24 protein-coding genes are annotated in these 19,320 nt (G+C 31.7%); 2 read left to right on the forward strand and 22 right to left on the reverse strand.

Annotation, left to right across the window (positions count from 1 at the left end; all coding sequences use genetic code 11):
- Window positions 1–116: 116 nt before the first annotated feature.
- The 19 genes from ACFWUA_RS01895 to ACFWUA_RS01985 all read right to left on the reverse strand — a co-directional run bounded on the left by ACFWUA_RS01895 (window position 117) and on the right by ACFWUA_RS01985 (window position 15,617).
- Window positions 117–1,046 (reverse strand): transketolase family protein, encoded by a 930-nt coding sequence (locus ACFWUA_RS01895; RefSeq protein ID WP_416198484.1) that lies wholly within the window; start codon window positions 1,044–1,046, stop codon window positions 117–119.
- Window positions 1,039–1,866, reverse strand: a complete 828-nt coding sequence (locus tag ACFWUA_RS01900) for a transketolase (RefSeq protein WP_416198485.1) — start codon at window positions 1,864–1,866, stop codon at window positions 1,039–1,041. The genes ACFWUA_RS01895 and ACFWUA_RS01900 overlap by 8 nt, the downstream gene beginning before the upstream one ends.
- Window positions 1,867–1,881: 15 nt before the next feature.
- Window positions 1,882–2,736 (reverse strand): YitT family protein, encoded by an 855-nt coding sequence (locus tag ACFWUA_RS01905; protein WP_416198486.1) that lies wholly within the window; start codon window positions 2,734–2,736, stop codon window positions 1,882–1,884.
- A 19-nt stretch (window positions 2,737–2,755) separates the two neighbouring features.
- Window positions 2,756–3,511: a WecB/TagA/CpsF family glycosyltransferase gene (locus ACFWUA_RS01910; protein WP_416198487.1), complete on the reverse strand. Its 756-nt coding sequence runs from the start codon at window positions 3,509–3,511 to the stop codon at window positions 2,756–2,758.
- Window positions 3,504–4,622, reverse strand: a complete 1,119-nt coding sequence (gene csaB, locus ACFWUA_RS01915) for a polysaccharide pyruvyl transferase CsaB (RefSeq protein WP_416198488.1) — start codon at window positions 4,620–4,622, stop codon at window positions 3,504–3,506. The genes ACFWUA_RS01910 and csaB overlap by 8 nt, the downstream gene beginning before the upstream one ends.
- 14 nt (window positions 4,623–4,636) lie before the next feature.
- Window positions 4,637–5,968 (reverse strand): O-antigen ligase family protein, encoded by a 1,332-nt coding sequence (locus ACFWUA_RS01920; RefSeq protein ID WP_416198489.1) that lies wholly within the window; start codon window positions 5,966–5,968, stop codon window positions 4,637–4,639.
- Window positions 5,959–6,513: a hypothetical protein gene (locus ACFWUA_RS01925; RefSeq protein WP_416198490.1), complete on the reverse strand. Its 555-nt coding sequence runs from the start codon at window positions 6,511–6,513 to the stop codon at window positions 5,959–5,961. The genes ACFWUA_RS01920 and ACFWUA_RS01925 overlap by 10 nt, the downstream gene beginning before the upstream one ends.
- A 15-nt stretch (window positions 6,514–6,528) precedes the next feature.
- Window positions 6,529–7,014, reverse strand: a complete 486-nt coding sequence (locus ACFWUA_RS01930; protein WP_416198491.1) for a DUF4330 domain-containing protein — start codon at window positions 7,012–7,014, stop codon at window positions 6,529–6,531.
- Between the two features lie 4 nt (window positions 7,015–7,018).
- A complete protein-coding gene (locus tag ACFWUA_RS01935) occupies window positions 7,019–8,140 on the reverse strand; it encodes a glycosyltransferase (RefSeq protein ID WP_416198492.1) in 1,122 nt (373 codons plus the stop codon).
- Between the two features lie 99 nt (window positions 8,141–8,239).
- Window positions 8,240–9,172 carry a PIG-L deacetylase family protein gene (locus ACFWUA_RS01940; RefSeq protein WP_416198493.1) on the reverse strand — a complete coding sequence of 311 codons (933 nt, stop codon included), beginning with the start codon at window positions 9,170–9,172 and terminating at the stop codon, window positions 8,240–8,242.
- Window positions 9,173–9,183: 11 nt separating this feature from the next.
- Window positions 9,184–10,248 carry a GNAT family N-acetyltransferase gene (locus ACFWUA_RS01945; RefSeq protein ID WP_416198494.1) on the reverse strand — a complete coding sequence of 355 codons (1,065 nt, stop codon included), beginning with the start codon at window positions 10,246–10,248 and terminating at the stop codon, window positions 9,184–9,186.
- 18 nt (window positions 10,249–10,266) lie between these two features.
- Complete coding sequence (locus ACFWUA_RS01950) at window positions 10,267–10,722, reverse strand: hypothetical protein (protein ID WP_416198495.1); 456 nt, start codon at window positions 10,720–10,722, stop codon at window positions 10,267–10,269.
- A gap of 122 nt (window positions 10,723–10,844) precedes the next feature.
- The gene (locus ACFWUA_RS01955; RefSeq protein WP_416198496.1) at window positions 10,845–11,195 is read right to left on the reverse strand and encodes a type II toxin-antitoxin system PemK/MazF family toxin; all 351 of its coding nucleotides are present in this window, start codon (window positions 11,193–11,195) and stop codon (window positions 10,845–10,847) included.
- Window positions 11,192–11,473 carry a CopG family ribbon-helix-helix protein gene (locus tag ACFWUA_RS01960; RefSeq protein WP_416198497.1) on the reverse strand — a complete coding sequence of 94 codons (282 nt, stop codon included), beginning with the start codon at window positions 11,471–11,473 and terminating at the stop codon, window positions 11,192–11,194. The genes ACFWUA_RS01955 and ACFWUA_RS01960 overlap by 4 nt, the downstream gene beginning before the upstream one ends.
- Before the next feature lie 187 nt (window positions 11,474–11,660).
- Entirely contained in the window at window positions 11,661–12,836 is a 1,176-nt protein-coding gene (gene alr / locus ACFWUA_RS01965) for an alanine racemase (protein WP_416198498.1), read from the reverse strand.
- Window positions 12,837–12,851: 15 nt separating this feature from the next.
- Entirely contained in the window at window positions 12,852–13,457 is a 606-nt protein-coding gene (locus tag ACFWUA_RS01970) for a LolA family protein (RefSeq protein WP_416198499.1), read from the reverse strand.
- Between the two features lie 20 nt (window positions 13,458–13,477).
- A complete protein-coding gene (locus tag ACFWUA_RS01975; RefSeq protein WP_416198500.1) occupies window positions 13,478–14,725 on the reverse strand; it encodes an NAD(P)H-hydrate dehydratase in 1,248 nt (415 codons plus the stop codon).
- A 13-nt stretch (window positions 14,726–14,738) separates the two neighbouring features.
- A complete protein-coding gene (locus ACFWUA_RS01980; protein ID WP_416198501.1) occupies window positions 14,739–15,002 on the reverse strand; it encodes a hypothetical protein in 264 nt (87 codons plus the stop codon).
- 12 nt (window positions 15,003–15,014) lie between these two features.
- Complete coding sequence (locus ACFWUA_RS01985; protein WP_416198502.1) at window positions 15,015–15,617, reverse strand: hypothetical protein; 603 nt, start codon at window positions 15,615–15,617, stop codon at window positions 15,015–15,017.
- A gap of 184 nt (window positions 15,618–15,801) precedes the next feature.
- Here ACFWUA_RS01985 and ACFWUA_RS01990 point away from each other — a divergent pair, with 184 nt between their 5' ends.
- Together ACFWUA_RS01990 and ACFWUA_RS01995 are read left to right on the forward strand one after the other, a co-directional pair.
- Window positions 15,802–17,058 carry an MFS transporter gene (locus ACFWUA_RS01990; protein ID WP_416198503.1) on the forward strand — a complete coding sequence of 419 codons (1,257 nt, stop codon included), beginning with the start codon at window positions 15,802–15,804 and terminating at the stop codon, window positions 17,056–17,058.
- A gap of 87 nt (window positions 17,059–17,145) precedes the next feature.
- Window positions 17,146–17,379 (forward strand): hypothetical protein, encoded by a 234-nt coding sequence (locus tag ACFWUA_RS01995; protein ID WP_416198504.1) that lies wholly within the window; start codon window positions 17,146–17,148, stop codon window positions 17,377–17,379.
- A 14-nt stretch (window positions 17,380–17,393) separates the two neighbouring features.
- Here the strand turns inward: ACFWUA_RS01995 and ACFWUA_RS02000 are convergent, their stop codons facing one another.
- The 3 genes from ACFWUA_RS02000 to ACFWUA_RS02010 form a co-directional block, all read right to left on the reverse strand.
- Window positions 17,394–17,822, reverse strand: a complete 429-nt coding sequence (locus tag ACFWUA_RS02000) for a ferritin-like domain-containing protein (protein ID WP_416198505.1) — start codon at window positions 17,820–17,822, stop codon at window positions 17,394–17,396.
- Between the two features lie 65 nt (window positions 17,823–17,887).
- Window positions 17,888–18,538, reverse strand: coding sequence for a class II aldolase/adducin family protein (locus ACFWUA_RS02005; RefSeq protein WP_416198506.1), 651 nt, complete (start codon window positions 18,536–18,538; stop codon window positions 17,888–17,890).
- A gap of 10 nt (window positions 18,539–18,548) precedes the next feature.
- A complete protein-coding gene (locus tag ACFWUA_RS02010) occupies window positions 18,549–19,319 on the reverse strand; it encodes an S-methyl-5'-thioinosine phosphorylase (protein ID WP_416198507.1) in 771 nt (256 codons plus the stop codon).
- Window position 19,320 lies beyond the last annotated feature (1 nt).

The following is a 19,320-nucleotide window of genomic DNA, read 5'->3' on the forward strand; positions in this document are numbered from 1 at the left end:
TCTATTGCCTATATTATAGCATAAAAAATACATCCAAATTATTATTTGGATGTATTTTACGCTTACCACAACGGGCATAGTGGCAAAAGGGTGGCAAACAAAACGTCCCCTTGCCACTATATGAAATCTTTGGTTGTTTTTATGATGTTTTCTACTGTTAAGCCATATTTTTCGAGTACATCATCTGCTGTTCCTGATTCACCAAAGGTATCATTGATTCCTATTCTCTTTAGTGGTACTGGATAGTTTTCTGAAAGTACTTCTGCTACAGCACTACCCAATCCTCCAATGATACTATGTTCTTCTACTGTGATTATTTTCTTTGTTTCTTTAGCTGCTTTGATGATGATATCACTGTCTATTGGTTTTATAGTTGACATGTTTATAACTCTTATGGATTTGCCTTCTTTTTCTAGCATTTTACTTGCTTCCAATGCTTTTGAAACCATAATTCCTGTAGCTATAATGGTTGCATCAGAACCATCTTTTAATAGTACACCTTTTCCTATTTCAAAATTATAATTTTCATCAAATATTGTAGGTACTTTACTTCTTCCAAGTCTTATATATACTGGCCCTTTGTATTCAGCAGCTTTCATTATACACTTTTCTGCTTCTACTCCATCTGCTGGATTTAAAACTACCATGTTTGGAAGGGATCTCATAAGACTTATATCTTCAATAGATTGATGGGTTGCTCCATCTTCTCCTACTGTGAGTCCTGCGTGAGTTGCAGCAACTTTTACATTTAATTTTGGATAGCATATAGAATTCCTAATTATTTCAAAAGCTCTTCCAGTGGCAAATACAGCAAAAGTACTGGCAAAAGGAATTTTACCTGCTGTAGCTAATCCTGCTGCTGTACCCATAAGATTTTGTTCTGCTATACCTACATTGAAAAATCTATCAGGATATTCACTTTTAAACACAGCAGTTTTTGTAGAACCTGAAAGGTCTGCATCTAGTACTACTACATCTTTATTTATGCTTCCTAGTTTTTTTAGTGCTTCTCCATATGCCTCTCTTGTAGCCATAGAATTAGTCATTCTCTACACCTCCCAATTCTTCAAGTGCTTGTTGTGCTTGTTCACTGCTTGGAGCTTTTCCATGCCATCCTGCTTGATTTTCCATAAAGGAAACTCCTTTTCCTTTAACTGTACTAGCTATTATCATAGTAGGTTTACCTTTGGTGTTTTTAGCTTCTTCCAATGCAGCAAATATCTCTTCAAAATTGTGTCCATCTATTTTTATCACATGCCATCCAAAGGATTTGAACTTTTCATCTATAGGCTCAATATTCATTACGTCTTCATTTTTCCCATCAATTTGTAGACCATTGTGATCCATGAGTACTGTTAAATTATCTAGCTTGTAGTGAGCTGCAGACATAGCTGCCTCCCATATGATACCTTCTTGTACTTCCCCATCTCCTACTAGAGCATATACTCTGTAGTCTTTTTTATCAATTTTGCCTGCCAATGCCATACCACTAGCTGCTGAAAGACCTTGCCCCAATGAACCTGTAGTCATATCTACTCCCGGAGTTCCTTTCATATCTGGATGTCCTTGAAGCATTGAATTTATCTTTCTAAGACTGTTCAATTCTTCTTTTGGAAAATATCCTCTTTCTGCTAATGCTGCATAAAGTACTGGAGCAGCATGACCTTTTGACAATACAAATCTGTCTCTATCTTCCCAATGTGGGTTTTTAGGATCAATATTCATCTCTTTAAAATAAAGAGCAGTCAATATTTCACAAGCGGAAAGGGAACCTCCTGGATGTCCTGATTGAGACTTTTCAAGCATCTTAATTATGTCAATTCTCAAAATACTTGCAATGGACTTTAATTCTTCATAATTTTTCATTCTATCCCTCCTACCTTATTTTACTTCTTTAAAGCCTTCACCTATTACTTCATACATTTCAGTCACCATGACAAAAGCATTTTCATCTACTCTAGTGACTATATCTTTTACTTTTGTAAATTGTGATCTATTTACAACACAAAGAAGTACATCTTTTTCTTCTTTTGTATACATGCCTTTTCCCTTAAACATTGTAACTCCTCTGTCTAAATCCTTCATAAGCACCTTGCTTATTTCTTCTGGTTTCTCTGTGATTATTAAAAAGGCTTTTACATAACCTGCCCCTTCAAGAAGTAAATCTACTATTCTCATAGACACATATAGGGCTATGATTGAATAGAGAGAAGTTTCTACACTCTTGTCAACAATACCTGCAATTGCTACGACACATACGTCTATCATCATCATAAATGTAGCAATGCTAAATTTGGGAATAGCCTTGTTTAGTATTGCTCCAGCTAAATCTGTTCCTCCTGTAGTTCCACCAGATTTAAATACTATTCCTAATCCTATACCCATAAGTACTCCACCAAATACAGCAGATAATAGCAAATCTTTTGTGACTACTTCATAGGGAACAATCTTAAAGAAAAATGAAAGTGTCAAAGTTGCAAAAAGAGTCTTTACACCAAAAGCCTTCCCCAAAGTTTTAACTCCTATAATAAATAGGGGGATATTTATGATCAAGTTTGTAATATATACTGGTATTCCAGTACCTTTTTTTATTACGATAGCAAGACCTGTCACTCCACCTGGAGCAATGGTATTGGGTTCTAAAAAAAAGTTTAGTGAAACAGCCATTAAAAAAACTCCTAAAGCAATTCCTATATAAGAAATAATTTCTTTATACCATCTTTTATCTGTTTCCATACACTTTCCTCTCTTTCAACTATTCCACTACGTTTTTACCAAATATAATTTTTAGCATAAATTTTGGAAGTACCATTTGCCTTTTTATCCTTGATGGCTCTTTTACAAGCCTATAAAACCATTCTAGTCCTAGCTTTTGATAAATTTCTGGAGCTCTTTTTACTTTTCCAGCAAGTATATCCATGGTTCCTCCATTTCCTATGAGAACTTTACAATTCAATTTGTCTTTATATAAATCCATCCATTTTTCTTGTTTTGGAGCTCCAAATCCCACAAACAAAATATCTGGATTTGAGCTATTTATCTTTTCAATAACTTCTATTTCTTCCTCATGACCAGGATAGCCTATATGAGCACCTTTAAAATATCCATTGTTGTAACCTGCTATTTTTATATTTGGATATTTTTTCAATATATTTTCTCCTGCTTCTTTTGAAACTCCCTCTTTTCCACCTAATAAAAATAAACTATATCCATTTCTATTGGCTATTTCAAGTATTTTCATGGAAAGATCAAATCCTGTGACTCTCTCTTTTAGAGGCTTCTTTTTTATCTTTGAAGCATATATAAGTCCTATGCCATCTGGAATGATTAAATCTCCACTATTTAATATTTCCTTTAAATTTTCATCTTCCCTAGCTTCCATTATTATTTCAGTATTGGGTGTATATATGGTCTTTGCCCCTTCTTCTTTGAGAAATTCTTCTACTATATTTACGGCTTCATCTAAGCTTACTTTATCAACTCTTGTACCAAATATTTTTATACTATCCATTTTTATCACCTTCTTTTAAAAGGTCCAATGCCATTTTTACATTTTCTAATGCTTTTCCTTTTAACTTTTCATCTTTTTCCATCAATTTTCTTCGTATATTGTCTTTATTTTTCCATACATTGTCAATATCAGTATACAATTCTACAAGCTCTATATCTTCAATATGACACATGTATTCCATGTCTATAAACTTTAAAAATCCTTCAATTTTAGGATCATATATTAGACCAATCATGGGAGTACCTTGAGTAGCAGCATATATCAATGAGTGAAGTCTCATGGCAATTATAATTTCCATTTTTTTTATGATACCCATTATGTCTTCTACACTATACATTTCTTTAAGCATATAACAGTTTTTTCTATTCACATTTTCTTTTATTTTCATGCTTATATCTAAATCTTCTGGATAGTGCATGGGAACAAGCAATACATTTACATCATAGCTACCTAAAATATAGTCTATAGTTTTAGCTATAGTAGAAACTAATTCATCGTCATTCTTCCACTGTCTCACTGATATTCCAATCATAGGTTTTTCTGCGGGTATATTTTCCATTTCAAATATTTCTGATATTCTCGCTTCAGAAGAAGGAGCTAGTGTAAACACAGGATCCGCAGTGACATGAATATTTGTGTTTTTAACTCCCAATTGCTCTAGAAATTTTTTAGAATCTTCATCTCTTAGAGAAATTAAATCTACTTTATTTAAAATTCTTTTGGTTAAAAATCTGTTAAATTTTTTATTTATGGGACCAATTCCATTGGCATATACCATTACTGGCTTTTTATACATTTTTGCCAAATTCATAAGAAGTAAATAATATAGTATTGATCTAGTGCTGGTCACATCTTGCAGTAAACTTCCTCCACCACTTATGAATAAATCACAGCTTTTTATAGCTCTCAATACTTCCCTCATATTGAATCTATTTATAGCTTCAATATCATATATTCTTTTTGTATGGGAAGGTTTGTTTGATAGTGCTATAATTTCAATATTTTCACTATTTTCTCTTAAATCCTTAACTATAGCTTTTAAAATAGCATCATCACCGCTATTATCAAACCCGTAGTATCCAGAAATGAGTATTTTTCGTTTTGCTTCCATATATATTCTCCTTTTTAACCAATCTCCCCAGATTCTTCTGATATTCTCATAAGAACTAGTATGAAAGATACTAAGGTCCAAAAAGTAATAATTATCTTAGGTAAATAAAAAACACTTTCTACAGCTCCTTGAGCAAGTAAAGCACTTATACCTGAAAGTACACCTGCTGAAATGATTTTGGTCCATCTATCTTGACCTTTCACTAGAGTTTTTATAGAGTATTTATATAGTATAACTATAAGTATTATCAACACTATAAGGCCTGGAATACCCATTTCTGCCATAGTCTCAAGATAGGTATTGTGAGCATGATACGCAGGCATAGTCCTTATATAAGTTTCAAATGTCTGCTTAAATGGAATATAGCCAAATCCAACTCCAGCAATCTTGTGATCTTTTATGATATCTAGCGTTATTTTCCAAATTCTTAGTCTATAATTGTTGGATGAATCTGCAAAGTTTCCAATGCTCAATATTCTATTTAATACTGTTGGAGGCAAAAATTTCATAGCACCAAGTCCTAGTGGTATCAACAACAAAAATAGTCTTTTTTCTACAAGTAAAATAAATACCATTATACCAAAGGCAAATCCAACCCATCCACCTCTGGAAAAAGTCAATACCAAAGTCCCCATCAAAAGAAGAGAAGTCAATAGAAAAATAAACTTCTTGTGCATCTCTTTAGTCTCCCAGAAAAGAGCAATGGAGATAGGGGTAGTCATTATCAAATATTCAGCCAATATATTGGGATTTCCAAATACAGAAAAAACTCTAGTTGTAATTCCTGAATTGTTTGAGACATCAAGCCATTTGTCTTCCATTTTTATTCCAACTTTATATTGATACAATCCATATAATGAAACCAATACTGCTGTAAAAACCATGGTTGTAAGGAGTATATTTAAATCCTCCTTTTTCTTTATTGTATTGCTTATGACAAATACAAAGCTCAAAGATACTAAATGAATGGCTAAGTCTCTAAAACTTCCTTGAACATTTATGGATGTAATAGTGGAAATAAAAATTGCAATAGCAAAAAGTGCAATAGGCATATCTATAGAATTTTTAGTTAGAGGACTTACACTTCTAAAAGTTCCCCTATATATAAATGCAGCCAATACAAATAACATAAACACAAGATTTAGAATATCAGGCATATAAGGCATTATAAATACAGCCGAAAAAGCACCTATTCTCACATCATGTAATGTTGCAACAACTACTAAAAATCCTGCAAATAAAAACACAAAATATTTTAAAGGAAGTTTAAAATAAATAAGTCCAAATACTATTCCTAGCAATATGGGAAGGATTAACTCTCTTTGTTTTAATTTTTCTACCACCATCTTTCTCCTCCCTTATCCATAGTAAATATGCTCTTTAAAAATTTAAAAGATTTACTTTCTTCTAAAAGCATCTTGTATCCACCTTCACGTTTCAATCCAAATATACCTATCAATATTACAAAAATAGATACATAAAATGATTTACCTAAAAACTTTCCTCTGACAGCATTGAAAATAAACACTGTCAATCCAAAGAAAAGTGAAAACACTGCAAATGTGTTTTGAATTTCAATTTCATCTCTAAACAATACAGTTGCACTACTATCTAAAATACTGCCGTCTTTTACCTTGTTGATGAATTTTCTAATAGCTTCTATAATTTTATATATTAAATCAATAAATTTGCAATAGATTTTATAGAACAAAGTTTCTCCTGCCATTTTTCTGTTTGAAGAAAATAGTCGTAAAAATTTTGAGCCTCTGCTTATATACTCAAATCCCTTACTTATAGCATCCATTATTTTCTTAAAAAAGCTGTGTTCATATCCTAGTTGAATTGCAGACCAAATTTTTGCTAAAACCGTTACAGTAATACTACTATACATAATATCACTCCAATACTACTCAATTTCCACACTCAATATGGTACCAAATACTGCTACTCTCTTGTTTTTCAATCTAAACTGATGACCAATTCTAGTTTGTTCTCCACCTACTATTATGGCATCGTTGGTTTCTATTCCATCTGCTTCAACTGTAAGAGTAGCAACATATTTTTCTGGGACATCAGCTAAAACCCATTTTCCATTACTTTCAACAGGTTCTTTATAGCTATCAACTTTTACATCTACTATTTTTCCAAAATAATTCCCCTTGTCATAGTGGTATAGAGGATCACCAACTACAAGTCCATCAATAGTAGCTTTTCTTACTTCTGAAACTTCTACTGTAACCAATGTCTTTTTAGGTTCTGATACCATTTCTGGTTTAGCATTTCTAAATCTCTTTACTCCACCACTTATAAGCAATGCAAGTATTACTAAAACAATTAGATCAATGACATTTATTATCCCAAATAATTTTCCTTTCTCATTTATTATCTTCATACTTTTACCTCCTGCTTTCCAATATTTTTTCATATATTTCAAAATGATCTAAGGCCATTTTCTGTGATGAAAAACCAGATTTTACAGTTTCATATAAATTTTCCCCTAGAATCTTTATTCTATTTTTGTCTTCAAGAAAAGAATTGATACATCTAGAAAGAGCATCTGCATCTCCTACATTTATCAACCAACCATTGTGCCCATTTTTGATTAAATCTCCTATTCCTCCAACATCTGTGCTGATGATAGGCTTTTTAAGCCTTGCACCTTCAAGAATTACATAAGGAAAACTTTCGCTTACAGATGTGAGAACATTTATATCTATTGCATTGAAAAAAGAATAGGGATCTTTGACATACCCTAGAAAGTACACATATTGACTGATACCAAGTTCTTCCACCATGGATATAAGTCTTTTTTCTTCATTTCCTTTTCCAGCAATTAAAAATATAACATCTTTTCTATTTTCAAGTACTTTATATGCAGCTTTTATGAAAGTGTCATGATCTTTGACTAAATCAAGTCTAGCTGCAATTCCCACAATAGTTTTATCTCTTCCATCAATTCCATATCTTTTTAAGAATTCATCTTTCTCTACAAAATCTATCTTGCTTTCCATGTCAATGCCATTGTAAGCAGTAAATATTTTGTGTTCATCAAATCCTCTATCAATAAGCATCCTTTTGAAATTTGAAGAAATAGCAATGTAGTAATCAAATTTTTTAAGGGCAGTTGAATTAATTGCTGTATATACTATTTTTTTATAGGGATTATCTTTGAAATCCAATTTATAATCACTATGTACTGTAGTTATGAAGGGCTTGTTTACCCTGCTTTTAAGAAACATGGCAATGAAATTTGCCCTTGCCCCATGACAATGGATGATATCATAATCTTCTTTTAATATTTCCTCTTTGAGACGAGATATAACAGACATATCATATCTTTTCTTCTGCTTAAATACCTCAATATTTAATCCTGCTTCTATCGCTTCTCTATAAAAAGCATCTTCTATAAAGCAAATAATCTTTACATCCGCATATTTCTCAAGGCCTTTAACCAGTGAGATTACATGGGTTTTAGCCCCCCCAGTATCGCCACCGCTTATAAGATGAAGTACCTTCATTGTATTATAGCTCTAAATATGAGCTTCCTCCTTTCAAATAGAATAGAAATAAGCATAGTCTATATTATATCACAATAATATCTATGGTCCTACACCATTTTATCTTCTAGCAAACTCTTCAGTTATTACTTTATCTACCAAGGTATTGTACTCATTTTTCAATTGACTATTTTGTCTATAAGCTACAAGCAAGTTGTACTCACTACTTAACTGTTTAAATTGTTCTGGTTTAAATCCTCTTTCCAAAATAACTTCTAGTGCCTTTCTTGCCTTTTCAACATTGGATTTGACAAATACCTCTGCACCATATCCTTGTCCAGCTATCAATTTTTTTCTCCTGTTTAAAAGAGAAAACACGCTGAAACCCATAGCCCATTGAGATGTAAATATTTTATATAGTTCTTCCTTTTCACTGTAGAGTTTTTCATCCATAATACATAAAGCATTGACTGTACTAGGAAGTATAGGACTATTTACTTCATACATATATATGCTTTCAAATTCACTGTCCCATTTTTCTATTGCCTTTATTGCAGCAATCGTAGTCTCTACATGATCTCTATGACCATCAACTATAAAAGGAGTATATATGATATCTGGTTTTTCTATTTCAAGTATTTGAACAATTTTTTCTATTAATTCTTCATTGGATGAGTTTACGCTTCCATCAGGTTCATCTAAAAAATACAAATTTTCAATTCCTAATGTTTCCTTTAAACATTTCCCCTCATTTTTTCTTTCTAAAACTACTTCTTCTCTAGACAGTTCTGAAGTACTGCCTCCTCCATCAGAAATGTACACAAGAGCCATTTTATCTAAATTGTTTTTATGTCTTATGATGGTTCCACCAGCTCCTATAGTCTCATCATCTACATGAGGAGCAAATATTAAAACTTTCTTTTTCCCTTCAAACATATCATCAACTAAATAATTATCTCTTTTATCACTATTCTTGTAATAAAAATAAGTATATATACGATTTATTAAAATTAAAGGATATTTTAAAATTGCCTTTACAATTTTCTTTGCCATTCCAAAACCCCCTAATAAGTATCTGCTTCAATAGGCATTAGGTACCAATTTTCTTCTTTGAAAATATATTCATCAATACTAGAATCGTCAGTCAAATTTTTTACTGCAAAAGGAATTCTACTTTTGGTTTTCATAAATCCTAATTTTTTCAAAGTATCTCCACGATACATTCCATCAAGAATCCAACACAATACAAAATCTACATTTATAGATTTAAAATATTCTTTTGCCCTTTCATAAAGAGCAATATAGCTATCCTCATCTTCTCCAATTATATCCACAATACTTCCTATTTTCAATGGATACTTTCCACGTACAAGTTTTTCTTCATCTTTAAGGACAATATATCCTTTAAGTTGTCCATCTTTTGTAGCTGCAAAAGTTTTATATGAAACACTAGGATGATTTGCAATTCTCCAATTCAAAAAAGAACTTTCTCTAGTAGTCATAGTACCATAATTTTTATTTATTCTACTCCACAATTCATCAAATCTATGGTCAAAACTTTTGATTTCTTCAAATTCATATTTCTCTTTGCTTTTCACTTTCTTGCCCTTAAATAGCCATATAAAAAACTTTACAGGCCCAGTCAATATCATGGACAATGTCCTACTTTTCAGAAAATATGAAGCAAATCTATCTAATCTATATACATCCATATATAGTGGAATATCACAAACCAATTTCCCCCCTAGCTTCTCAAGTATTCCCTGCAAGGCCTCTTTGCTTGGAAATCCATATCTAAATTTAATCCCCATCTCTCTCCCTAAATCGTAAGAATAAAAAGCCAATTTTTCATAATATCCCATTCTTCTAAAATCCTTGTCAACCATTGCATCTATTGACTGACCGCCCAATATTTCTCTATCTCCTACTTGCATTTTTGATGGCATCAAAGTACATTGTCCTATTATCCTTCCATCTTCATCTGCCAATGCCATTGCAGTTTGTCCATAAGGACTTTCTAAAAACTGCCAACGCCAATGCTCTAGTTGTCTGTTTTTCCCAAAAACCTCATTGAAAAGATTTACAATTTGTTCTTCATCTCCATGTCTATAAGGTCTTATTTCAGCCAATTTTATCCCTTCTCTCCCCTAATAATTTATTTCATAATCTCCACGAATCATAAATATAGCATGAGTTTCAGCATAAACTCCTCTCCCATCACTTCTTGGAACGATGAGCATATGATTTGCTGGTACTCTTTCTCCCATTTTTAAATCTTTTCCATCTGTGATATCTGAAAGTCCACCTAGTTCTCCTGCAATTGTAGTAGCCTTGCCACCACGAAGAATTATTTCCGTTCCAGCCTTTCCTACAATAGATTGTCCACTTTCTATTTCTACTACTACAAGAGTAGAATTGGATGAACTACTGTTTGCTATCTTTTGGTCAACATAAGATTTAATTTCTCTAATTTGTTTTTCTACATAACTTAATGTAACTAATGGATCATCTTGTGAACCTGGTTCAGAAAAAGCTATAATCCCCATACTAAATATTATTGTCAAAATAATGATTGATGATAATATGATATTTTTCTTTTTCATCTCAATTCCTCCTTCATTAGATTATACTATAGATTTAGTGTATTTTAAATATCTAGCATATATTTCCCAGGAAATTTCCCAAAAAAATAAGCATGTCATCCATGCTTATTAAAAATTATTCTTTATAAATCTACAAGTCCAAGACTTATTTTTATACATTCATCGACTTTGTCCATCATATCGTCATTGAATCTACCAATTTTTTCTCGTAGCCTTTTTTTATCTATTGTTCTAATTTGTTCCAATAAAACTACTGAATCTTTAGGTAGCCCATATTCAGGAGCGTTTATTTCAACATGGGTAGGAAGTTTAGCCTTATTTATCTGAGAAGTAATAGCCGCAATAATGATAGTAGGGCTATATTTGTTCCCTATGTCATTTTGTATGACAAGAACAGGTCTAACTCCACCTTGCTCCGAACCTACAACTGGGCTCAAATCAGCATAAAAAATATCTCCTCTTTTAACTATCACACTTTTTCACACCCTGTAAGTTTCGCTTCATAAATATACAGCTCTCTCATATCTTGTTCCATGCCCATTTCTGCAAGACTACTATTTATCTTGCTCATTTCCTTATAGCCAGTTTTCATTTTCTCGCATATATCTACTCTTTTCTTTTCTCTGATGTATAATTTCATGGCTTCTCTCACTAACTCACTCCTGTTTTTTTTCTCAATAGAAACTATAAAATCAACTTCTTCTAACAAACTATCAGGCAAACTTATCATGATCCTTTTGGTTTCAGCCATTAACAATTGCACCCCCAAGCCTTTTGAGATTCCCCCCACAACCAAACAAAAGATAAGCCTCCAAATGTATTATAAATATATATTAAAAAAACAAAAATTTATGACCCCAATATTTAATAGTACCAAATCAATTATATTTATTAACTATAATTGTGTCAACAATTTGAATATATTATGCAAGTTTTTATTAGTCCAACAAATAATCTACAACTTTTACAATTTTTTTATCTTTGATGTAAACTCTAGGAACTCTTCTTCCAACCATACACAATACTTCATAACTTATGGTACCTAATATTTCAGCTACTTCATCAATATGAGGAACTCCAAAGCTTCCATCTCCAAATAGAATTACTTCGTCCCCTAAAGACACGTTTTCTACATCTGTCACATCGACCATAGACTGATCCATGCAAATTTTACCTACTACAGGTACTCTTTGTCCTTTTATTGCTACTTCAGCTTTTGAAGTCAAAAGTCTTGTAAATCCATCTGCATATCCTATAGGGATAGTAGCTATTTTACTTTCTCTTTCTGTAACAAATATTTGGCCATAGCTAATTCCAGTCCCTTTTGGAACTACTTTTATATTTGATATTTCGGCTTTTAATGTCATGGCAGGTTTTAACTTTACTTTTTCTTTAATTACTTCATCAGATGGGTAGAGACCATAAAGCATTATACCGCCTCTTACCATATTTAAATTGTACTCTGGCAAATCAATAATAGCAGCACTATTTGAAGCATGTTTAATGGGAATGTTTAAACCTCTATTTTCTAATTCTTTTATAGTCCATTGGAATTTTTCATATTGCTCTATTGTAAAAGTTTTATCTAGTTCATCTGCCTTTGCAAAATGAGTGAATATTCCTTCAACTTCAAGATTTGGAAGTCGGCATATATGCACTATTTCTTCAATGGACTTTTCATCTGGCCTAAACCCTATTCTCCCCATACCTGAATCAATTTTTATATGGACTTTAGCTTTTCTTTTTAATTTTTCAGCTGCATCTGATAAGCATTTTGCACTTTCCATATTGTAAATAGTTTCAGTTATATCTTCTTCTACTGCTATATGATGTTGTGAATTTTTCACATAGCCTAATATAAGTATTGGTGCACTAATACCAGCTCTCCTCAACTCTATTGCTTCTCCTAATGTGGCTACTGCTAAATAGCAAGCCCCATTTTCAAGAAAAACTTTAGAAGTTTCAATGGAACCGTGACCATATGCATTGGCTTTGACAACAGCCATGACTGATATATCTTCTTCGACAATTCTTCTCACTTCTCTCATATTGTGAGCTAAATTGTCTAAGTCGATTTCAGCCCATGTTGGTCGAATATCTTCTAAACCCTTCAATTTTAGTTTGCCCCCTTATAAATCAGTATCTAGCAAGACATCATAATTGAACTGTTCATAAAAAATTTCGGTATTCACTTCCCCCTCTTTGTTTAAGATTTCCAGTTTATATGGAGTGAAATCTTTTTTATTTATCCAAGCTTTTTCACTCCACCTGTACTTGTTTTGAGCTGGTATGTCAATACTAAATATTATGTACTCTTCCCTGCCTATTTTTTCTGTTTGAAATTTAGGTTCTTCTAAAAGGCTTAAGTTCATGAAAAAGTTGCCTATAAAAAAGTCTTTGTTGAGTGAGTTTATATTTTTCATGGAAATGGTTTGACTTATGTTGGGATGTCTTAAAAAAATTTGAGAGCCATCATATATAATTATACACCCAAAACTTTCTTTTGGCTCAATAATTTCTAATTTAATTTTATCTGGCTTCACAAAAGTTTCTTTATATTTATATTTCGATTGTCCCTTGTTGCTCTTAACTACTACACTTGATATACATTTATAGTTTTTAAATTTTTTTAAAGTTTGGTTCATTTCATTTAAAACAATTTCATCAGTTGGTTTACCACATGAAGTCATAAGTATAGAAACAACCAATACCAAACCAACCAATATCTTTTTCATTAAAATATCCCAACCTTTTTTTAAAATACTTGAAGGGTTTTAATAGCCTTTGGAATATATTCTATTATATCTCTGGCAATTAGACCATATTCACCTTTTTCCATTTCTGCCAAATCTCCTGCTAGTCCATGACAGTATACTCCCAAAATAGATGAATTTAAAACTTCAATACCTTGGCCTATAAAGCTAGTTATCATACCTGTCAATACATCTCCACTACCTGCTGTTGCCATTCCAGGATTTCCTGTATGATTCATGTAAATTTCTCCATTTTCTGCGGATACCAGTGTATTTGAGCCTTTTAAAACTGTAATTGTATTGTATTTTTGAGAAGTCTCTTTGCAGTATTTTTCTCTATTCTTTTGTATTTCACCTATATTTATATCAATAAGTCTTGATAGTTCTCCTGGATGAGGTGTAATAACAGTATTTTTTCTATTTGAAAGAATACTTGGATTTTGAGAAATACAATTTAGCCCATCTGCATCTAGTACAATGGGTTTTTCTGTTTCTTTAAGTATTTCTTCAACTACTTTTCTCGTTTCAAAATTCACTCCCAATCCAGGTCCCAATCCAATTGCATCTAAATTTTGAATAGTTTTCAGCAATTCTTCTATAGACTCCATTGAAAAATAGCCCTTCCCACAATCTTCAATAGGTACAACTATAGCTTCTGTAAGTTTTATAGATACAATAGAGGCTAAGGATTTAGGCACTATTGTATATACAAGTCCACTTCCACTTCTCAAAGCTGCTTGACTGGCTAGACAAGGTGCCCCTGTCATCCCAGAACTCCCTGCAATTATACCTATTCTTCCATAAGTTCCTTTATGACTATTTTTTTCTCTTTTGGGAAGCAACCCTTTTATTTTTTCATCGCATTTAAAATATATATTTCCTTCTCCAACAGCTATAGCCACAGCATATTCTTTTTCGTGACTTATAGATAAATGTATATTTTCTATCCCTTTTTTCTTCATAAGTTCCAAAGCCTTTCCATTAAAGTTTACAATGGGCTTGTCAAATTCATCATGATCAATTTCTATTTCTTTTAATCCTACCTTTCCTATACCTGTCCCAAATACTTTGCTTACTGCCTCTTTCGAGGCAAACATTCCTCCAATTGTCCTATGATTTCCATTTTTATATCTGATATATTCAATTTCTTTAGATGTAAAAACCTTGTTTAAAAAGCCCTCTTTGTTCTTATTTAAAATATTTTCTATTCTTTCTACTTGAACAATATCTATTCCTATACCTTTAATCATAACTCTTCCCTTTCTATTTAAAAATGTCCAAAATTCCTTTATCTAAGGAAATTCCAAATAGTCTTGCCATTACTTGTACAAATTGTACCAAAAAATAAATAAGTCCTATAAAAAATATAGCTACAAAAAATAATTTTATTCCTGTATCTAATTTTTCACTTATTTCGGTATTTTTCTTTTTTAATATCTTATTGTATATAATTGATGAGAAAAAATTAAAAAATATTTCTAACACTCCAATTACAAGGAGTATGAGAAAAAATATTTTGGTTTTCATATGTGCTCCTTTCTAATCTAATATTTGTTCGTCTAGCTTTTCCATTTCCTTATTTCCAAGCATCCCATGTAAAAATGTATAGGTCCCACTTACCCATTCTTCATAATCATGTTTTTCATTTATAAGTTCTTTTAATCTTTCTTTAAGTTCTTCAAGTTCTTCTGTAGTTTCTTCTAGCTTCTTTTCCTTTGTTTTTAATTCTCTATAACCATATTTAACTGTAGCTTTTAAAAGTTCATAATTTGCTTCTCTTATTTCTTTGGGTATGGTCTCTAATTGAAAAGTTAAATCATCTATTTTGTCATTTATTCCATATATTTTTTCGCTATATTCATCTAATAGAGATACCGATTCTACTTTTTCCTCATTGTTTACAGCATCAGATATTCCCAATATCATCTTCATGCATTTCAATTTTTCTCTTTGCAAGCTGGAAATTTCATTTTCAATTTTCTTTTGTTCTTTTAAAAGCTCTTCCAATTCTTCTTTATGGCTTTTTATATATTTATCATCTACATCAGAAAATAATTTTATCCAATTTTCATCGTTTATTAGTATGGGAATTTTATTTTTAAGAATTATATTCTCATCTAAATCTATATCTTTTGAAAACATTTTCAAGCCCTCCCTTATTTAGATTATACTATATTTTATAATCTATTTTAAATAAGATTTTAGGGCTATTTGTTTGAATTTGTTTAAATATTTAAATAAAGCTCTTCATATCCTATATGGAAATAATTTAACTATTGATATATAATATTTGGTGACTCTAAATTTTACTTAAAAGGGTGATTACATGAAAAAGGAATATTGTTCTTTTAGAGATAGATTGGTTGATTATAATATAAATGTAAATATTGTAAATGGAATTTTAGCTACTATAGCATTAAATTTAGTCAATCCTTATTTTGCAAAGTTTGCTGAAAGATTGGGTGCTACAGACTATGAAATTGCTTATTTAACTAGTTTGCCTCATTTTGTCAGTATATTTGCATTTATTCCTGGGGCTATTCTTATAGAAAGCTATAAGGATAAGAAAAAAATCACTGGCTTCATCATGACTATACATAAACTTTTTTATATACTATTAGCCTGTGTTCCATTTTTCAAAGGAGTAAATCAAGCCACTTTGTTTGTAATGCTAATAGGCCTTATGAATTTGCCTGGCTCAATTGGAACTATGGGCTTTCAATCCAGTATTGGTGATATATTTCTTCCTGAAGATAGAGGAAAGGCCATGGGTCTTAGAAATAGGTACGCTACCATATTTGGCATGATAGTTACCTTTTTATCTGGAGAACTCCTCACAAAAGTTCCTAAAACCAACGAAGATGCTATTCATTTATATCAAATATTTTTTGCCATAGCATTTGTTGTATCTATGGGAGAAGTTGTATCCTACTTTAAATTTAGAGGAATGAAGAAAAATAAAAGCAAAGACAAATATTATATAAATTCTCTAAAAGAAACTTTGAAAAATATTCCAAAAGAAAAGGATTTTATAATTTTTTCTCTTTGCTCTATTTTCTTTCACATAGGATGGATGGGTGCTCAACCACTATTTAGCATATATTCTATAAAGGTACTTAAGGCCAATGAAATTTGGCTTAGTGCCATTTCTATAGCTAGCAATATTTCATCTATTGTAGCATATACAAAATGGGCAAAACTTGCTGACAAAAAAGGAAACAGTCTAGCCTTAAGTATTGCTATAATGGGGATGGGAATCACTCCTATATTGTATGCGTTGTCCAATTCTATAAAACAATTGGTACTATTCAATATAATTGTAGGCATTTCTGTAGCAGGTACTACATTGATACTTTTTAATATATTGCTAGAAGTAACACCAAAGAAAAATAGAACTATATATATTGCCGTTTACAATACTTTTATAGCCATAATATCTGCCATAGCTCCAATACTTGGTATTGCAATAAAAGATGCAACCAATATAAAAGTTGCACTAGTAATTATAGGAATTTTGAGATTTATAGCAAGTATATTCTTCTTCATGAGGGACAAGCACAACAAGAAAAAATCTTATGCATAAACACAATGACACAAGAGGATGGTTTGGTCTGAACCCCGGCCTTATCTTTAACATATAATATTGTAGATATTGTTGGGGGGCTAAAAAATGATAAATGAAGATATTTTAAATATTTTGTCTACCTCTATTTTTCAAAAAATAATTGACAATGACTTCATAAAAATAGAGCAGCTAAATGCTGCTATAAATTTATTGATAAAAATGAATATACCCTTTAGTTTAACTTTTGATCAAGCCACAAGAAGTGAAGAAAAATCAGTCACCTTAACTATAACACTTAATCCTTCTACAAATATAAGTTTCACTATAAATTTTGAATAAAAAATAAATTGCTACTAGTCTTCTTCAAACAATATGGAAATTCTCATGGCATGTTGAGCCTCTACCGTTCTTGTATTAAAGAATAAATCTTTTAAATATTTATTTGGAGCCATAAGATATTCTTCTCCATATTTTTTATAATCGTTTGTTTCTGCCAGTACACGTTGTTTTAAAGCATCTTCATAATCAGAAATAACTACTGGTTCTATTGGTTCTATTGTATAATATCTTCCTGTTATCATATAATAGGTTCTTTGAAGATTTTCAGCATGCATTGCTTCATCCTCACTGAGCCTAAGAATTATTTCTTTTGAAAGTTCTGTTGGAGCTAGTTTAGCCAAACCTTTATAATAATCACTATCTTCTAGTTCATTTTGAATATACTCTTCAAGCCTTTTTACAAGCCCAATATAATATCCATAATCATAATATCCATAATCCATAAAAAATCACCTCCAAAGTTACCTAATATATAATATTCAAATGCACTTTAGAGGTGAAATTTTTTCTATCTCTGACCGTATTTATTTAAATAAAAGTCTCTCATGAAATCTACATCGCTTTGAGAAAGAGAAACTGCTCCACCCAATATTTGAGCATATATTGTGGCTTCTGCTGTCTTTTCCAGTATCAAAGAAATCTTCAATGCTTCTTTTAAATCTCTACCTGCTGACAATGCTCCATGATTAGCTAAAATAACTGCATTTCTGTCCCCTAGGGCTCTCACTGCATTGTGAGCAAGTTCTATTCCTCCTGGAAGAGCATATTCACTTACTTTCACATCTCCACCTACTATTTGAACTAAATCTTCTGCCGTTCCTGGTATTCCTTTTCTAGCTATAGCAAAAGCTGTGCAAAAAGTACTATGAGTATGGACAACAGCTCCTACATCGCTTCTATTTTTGTACACTTCCAAATGTAGATTGTACTCAATAGAAGGTTTTCTATTTCCATCTACTACTTCTCCATCCATATTAAGTACTACTATATCTTCTGGTTCCAATGAATAATAGTCCATTCCACTTGGTGTGATAACTATCAAATTGTCATCTATTCTTCTGCTTATATTTCCCCAAGTTCCTACAACTAAATTCGTTTTAGCCATATCTATTCCAGTATTTATAACTTCTCTTCTCTCTTTTTCATATTTAACTGTCATTTCAAACCTCCTACAATTTTATAAGGGAATTTTTACATGTACAATGATCTTGATCTAATTTTTCCATGAATGCACTTATAAACAATTTGGTAACTATCTCTTTTTTCCCTTTCATAGCTCCTTGTATATCATGAATAGTGGTTCCACTAGGCTCTATTCCTGTACACCAGTTGCTTATGATTCCTACTGCTGCATAGCACATCCCCAATTCCTTTGCAAGTATCACTTCTGGAACATTGGTCATCCCAACTACATCTCCGCCAAGGATTTTATACATATTTATTTCACTGGCAGTTTCAAACCTAGGTCCTTCGGTGCATACATAAGTCCCTTCGCCTTTTATCTCAACATTTTCTCTATTGGCAACTCTATAAAAAACTTCTCTTAAATTTTCACAATAGGGATTTGTCATATCTGTATGAATGACTCCCTTTTCTCCACCTTCATAAAATGTAATAGGTCTTGCCTTTGTAAAATCCATAAAGTCTGTTATGACAACTATATCTCCTGGAGTATATTTTTCATTCATAGACCCTACTGCTACTGTTGCATAAATATATTTTACTCCAATATTTTTTAGTGCCATCATATTTGCTCTATAGTTGATTAAATGTGGAGGAACTGAATGGCCCTTGCCATGACGAGGTAAAAAAGCTATTTCTTCTTTATCTATTTTCACTACTTCAATTTCTACTTCTCCATATTCAGTAGAAACCTTTTTTGTGTAACTTTCCTCCCCTACATCATAAACTCCAGTTCCGCCAATTATAGCTTTTTCCATC

The sequence above is a fragment of the Sporanaerobacter sp. genome, assembly GCF_047830725.1.
Lineage (GTDB): Bacteria > Bacillota > Clostridia > Tissierellales > Sporanaerobacteraceae > Sporanaerobacter.

What these genes read in the sequence shown, in the direction of transcription:
- ACFWUA_RS01895 (WP_416198484.1), bottom strand. Translation starts at nt 1,046, where the DNA reads ATGACTAATTCTATGGCTACAAGAGAGGCATATGGAGAAGCACTAAAA.
- ACFWUA_RS01900 (WP_416198485.1), bottom strand. Translation starts at nt 1,866, where the DNA reads ATGAAAAATTATGAAGAATTAAAGTCCATTGCAAGTATTTTGAGAATT.
- ACFWUA_RS01905 (WP_416198486.1), bottom strand. Translation starts at nt 2,736, where the DNA reads ATGGAAACAGATAAAAGATGGTATAAAGAAATTATTTCTTATATAGGA.
- ACFWUA_RS01910 (WP_416198487.1), bottom strand. Translation starts at nt 3,511, where the DNA reads ATGGATAGTATAAAAATATTTGGTACAAGAGTTGATAAAGTAAGCTTA.
- csaB (WP_416198488.1), bottom strand. Translation starts at nt 4,622, where the DNA reads ATGGAAGCAAAACGAAAAATACTCATTTCTGGATACTACGGGTTTGAT.
- ACFWUA_RS01920 (WP_416198489.1), bottom strand. Translation starts at nt 5,968, where the DNA reads ATGGTGGTAGAAAAATTAAAACAAAGAGAGTTAATCCTTCCCATATTG.
- ACFWUA_RS01925 (WP_416198490.1), bottom strand. Translation starts at nt 6,513, where the DNA reads ATGTATAGTAGTATTACTGTAACGGTTTTAGCAAAAATTTGGTCTGCA.
- ACFWUA_RS01930 (WP_416198491.1), bottom strand. Translation starts at nt 7,014, where the DNA reads ATGAAGATAATAAATGAGAAAGGAAAATTATTTGGGATAATAAATGTC.
- ACFWUA_RS01935 (WP_416198492.1), bottom strand. Translation starts at nt 8,140, where the DNA reads ATGAAGGTACTTCATCTTATAAGCGGTGGCGATACTGGGGGGGCTAAA.
- ACFWUA_RS01940 (WP_416198493.1), bottom strand. Translation starts at nt 9,172, where the DNA reads ATGGCAAAGAAAATTGTAAAGGCAATTTTAAAATATCCTTTAATTTTA.
- ACFWUA_RS01950 (WP_416198495.1), bottom strand. Translation starts at nt 10,722, where the DNA reads ATGAAAAAGAAAAATATCATATTATCATCAATCATTATTTTGACAATA.
- ACFWUA_RS01960 (WP_416198497.1), bottom strand. Translation starts at nt 11,473, where the DNA reads ATGGCTGAAACCAAAAGGATCATGATAAGTTTGCCTGATAGTTTGTTA.
- ACFWUA_RS01970 (WP_416198499.1), bottom strand. Translation starts at nt 13,457, where the DNA reads ATGAAAAAGATATTGGTTGGTTTGGTATTGGTTGTTTCTATACTTATG.
- ACFWUA_RS01975 (WP_416198500.1), bottom strand. Translation starts at nt 14,725, where the DNA reads ATGATTAAAGGTATAGGAATAGATATTGTTCAAGTAGAAAGAATAGAA.
- ACFWUA_RS01980 (WP_416198501.1), bottom strand. Translation starts at nt 15,002, where the DNA reads ATGAAAACCAAAATATTTTTTCTCATACTCCTTGTAATTGGAGTGTTA.
- ACFWUA_RS01985 (WP_416198502.1), bottom strand. Translation starts at nt 15,617, where the DNA reads ATGTTTTCAAAAGATATAGATTTAGATGAGAATATAATTCTTAAAAAT.
- ACFWUA_RS01990 (WP_416198503.1), top strand. Translation starts at nt 15,802, where the DNA reads ATGAAAAAGGAATATTGTTCTTTTAGAGATAGATTGGTTGATTATAAT.
- ACFWUA_RS01995 (WP_416198504.1), top strand. Translation starts at nt 17,146, where the DNA reads ATGATAAATGAAGATATTTTAAATATTTTGTCTACCTCTATTTTTCAA.
- ACFWUA_RS02000 (WP_416198505.1), bottom strand. Translation starts at nt 17,822, where the DNA reads ATGGATTATGGATATTATGATTATGGATATTATATTGGGCTTGTAAAA.
- ACFWUA_RS02005 (WP_416198506.1), bottom strand. Translation starts at nt 18,538, where the DNA reads ATGACAGTTAAATATGAAAAAGAGAGAAGAGAAGTTATAAATACTGGA.
- ACFWUA_RS02010 (WP_416198507.1), bottom strand. Translation starts at nt 19,319, where the DNA reads ATGGAAAAAGCTATAATTGGCGGAACTGGAGTTTATGATGTAGGGGAG.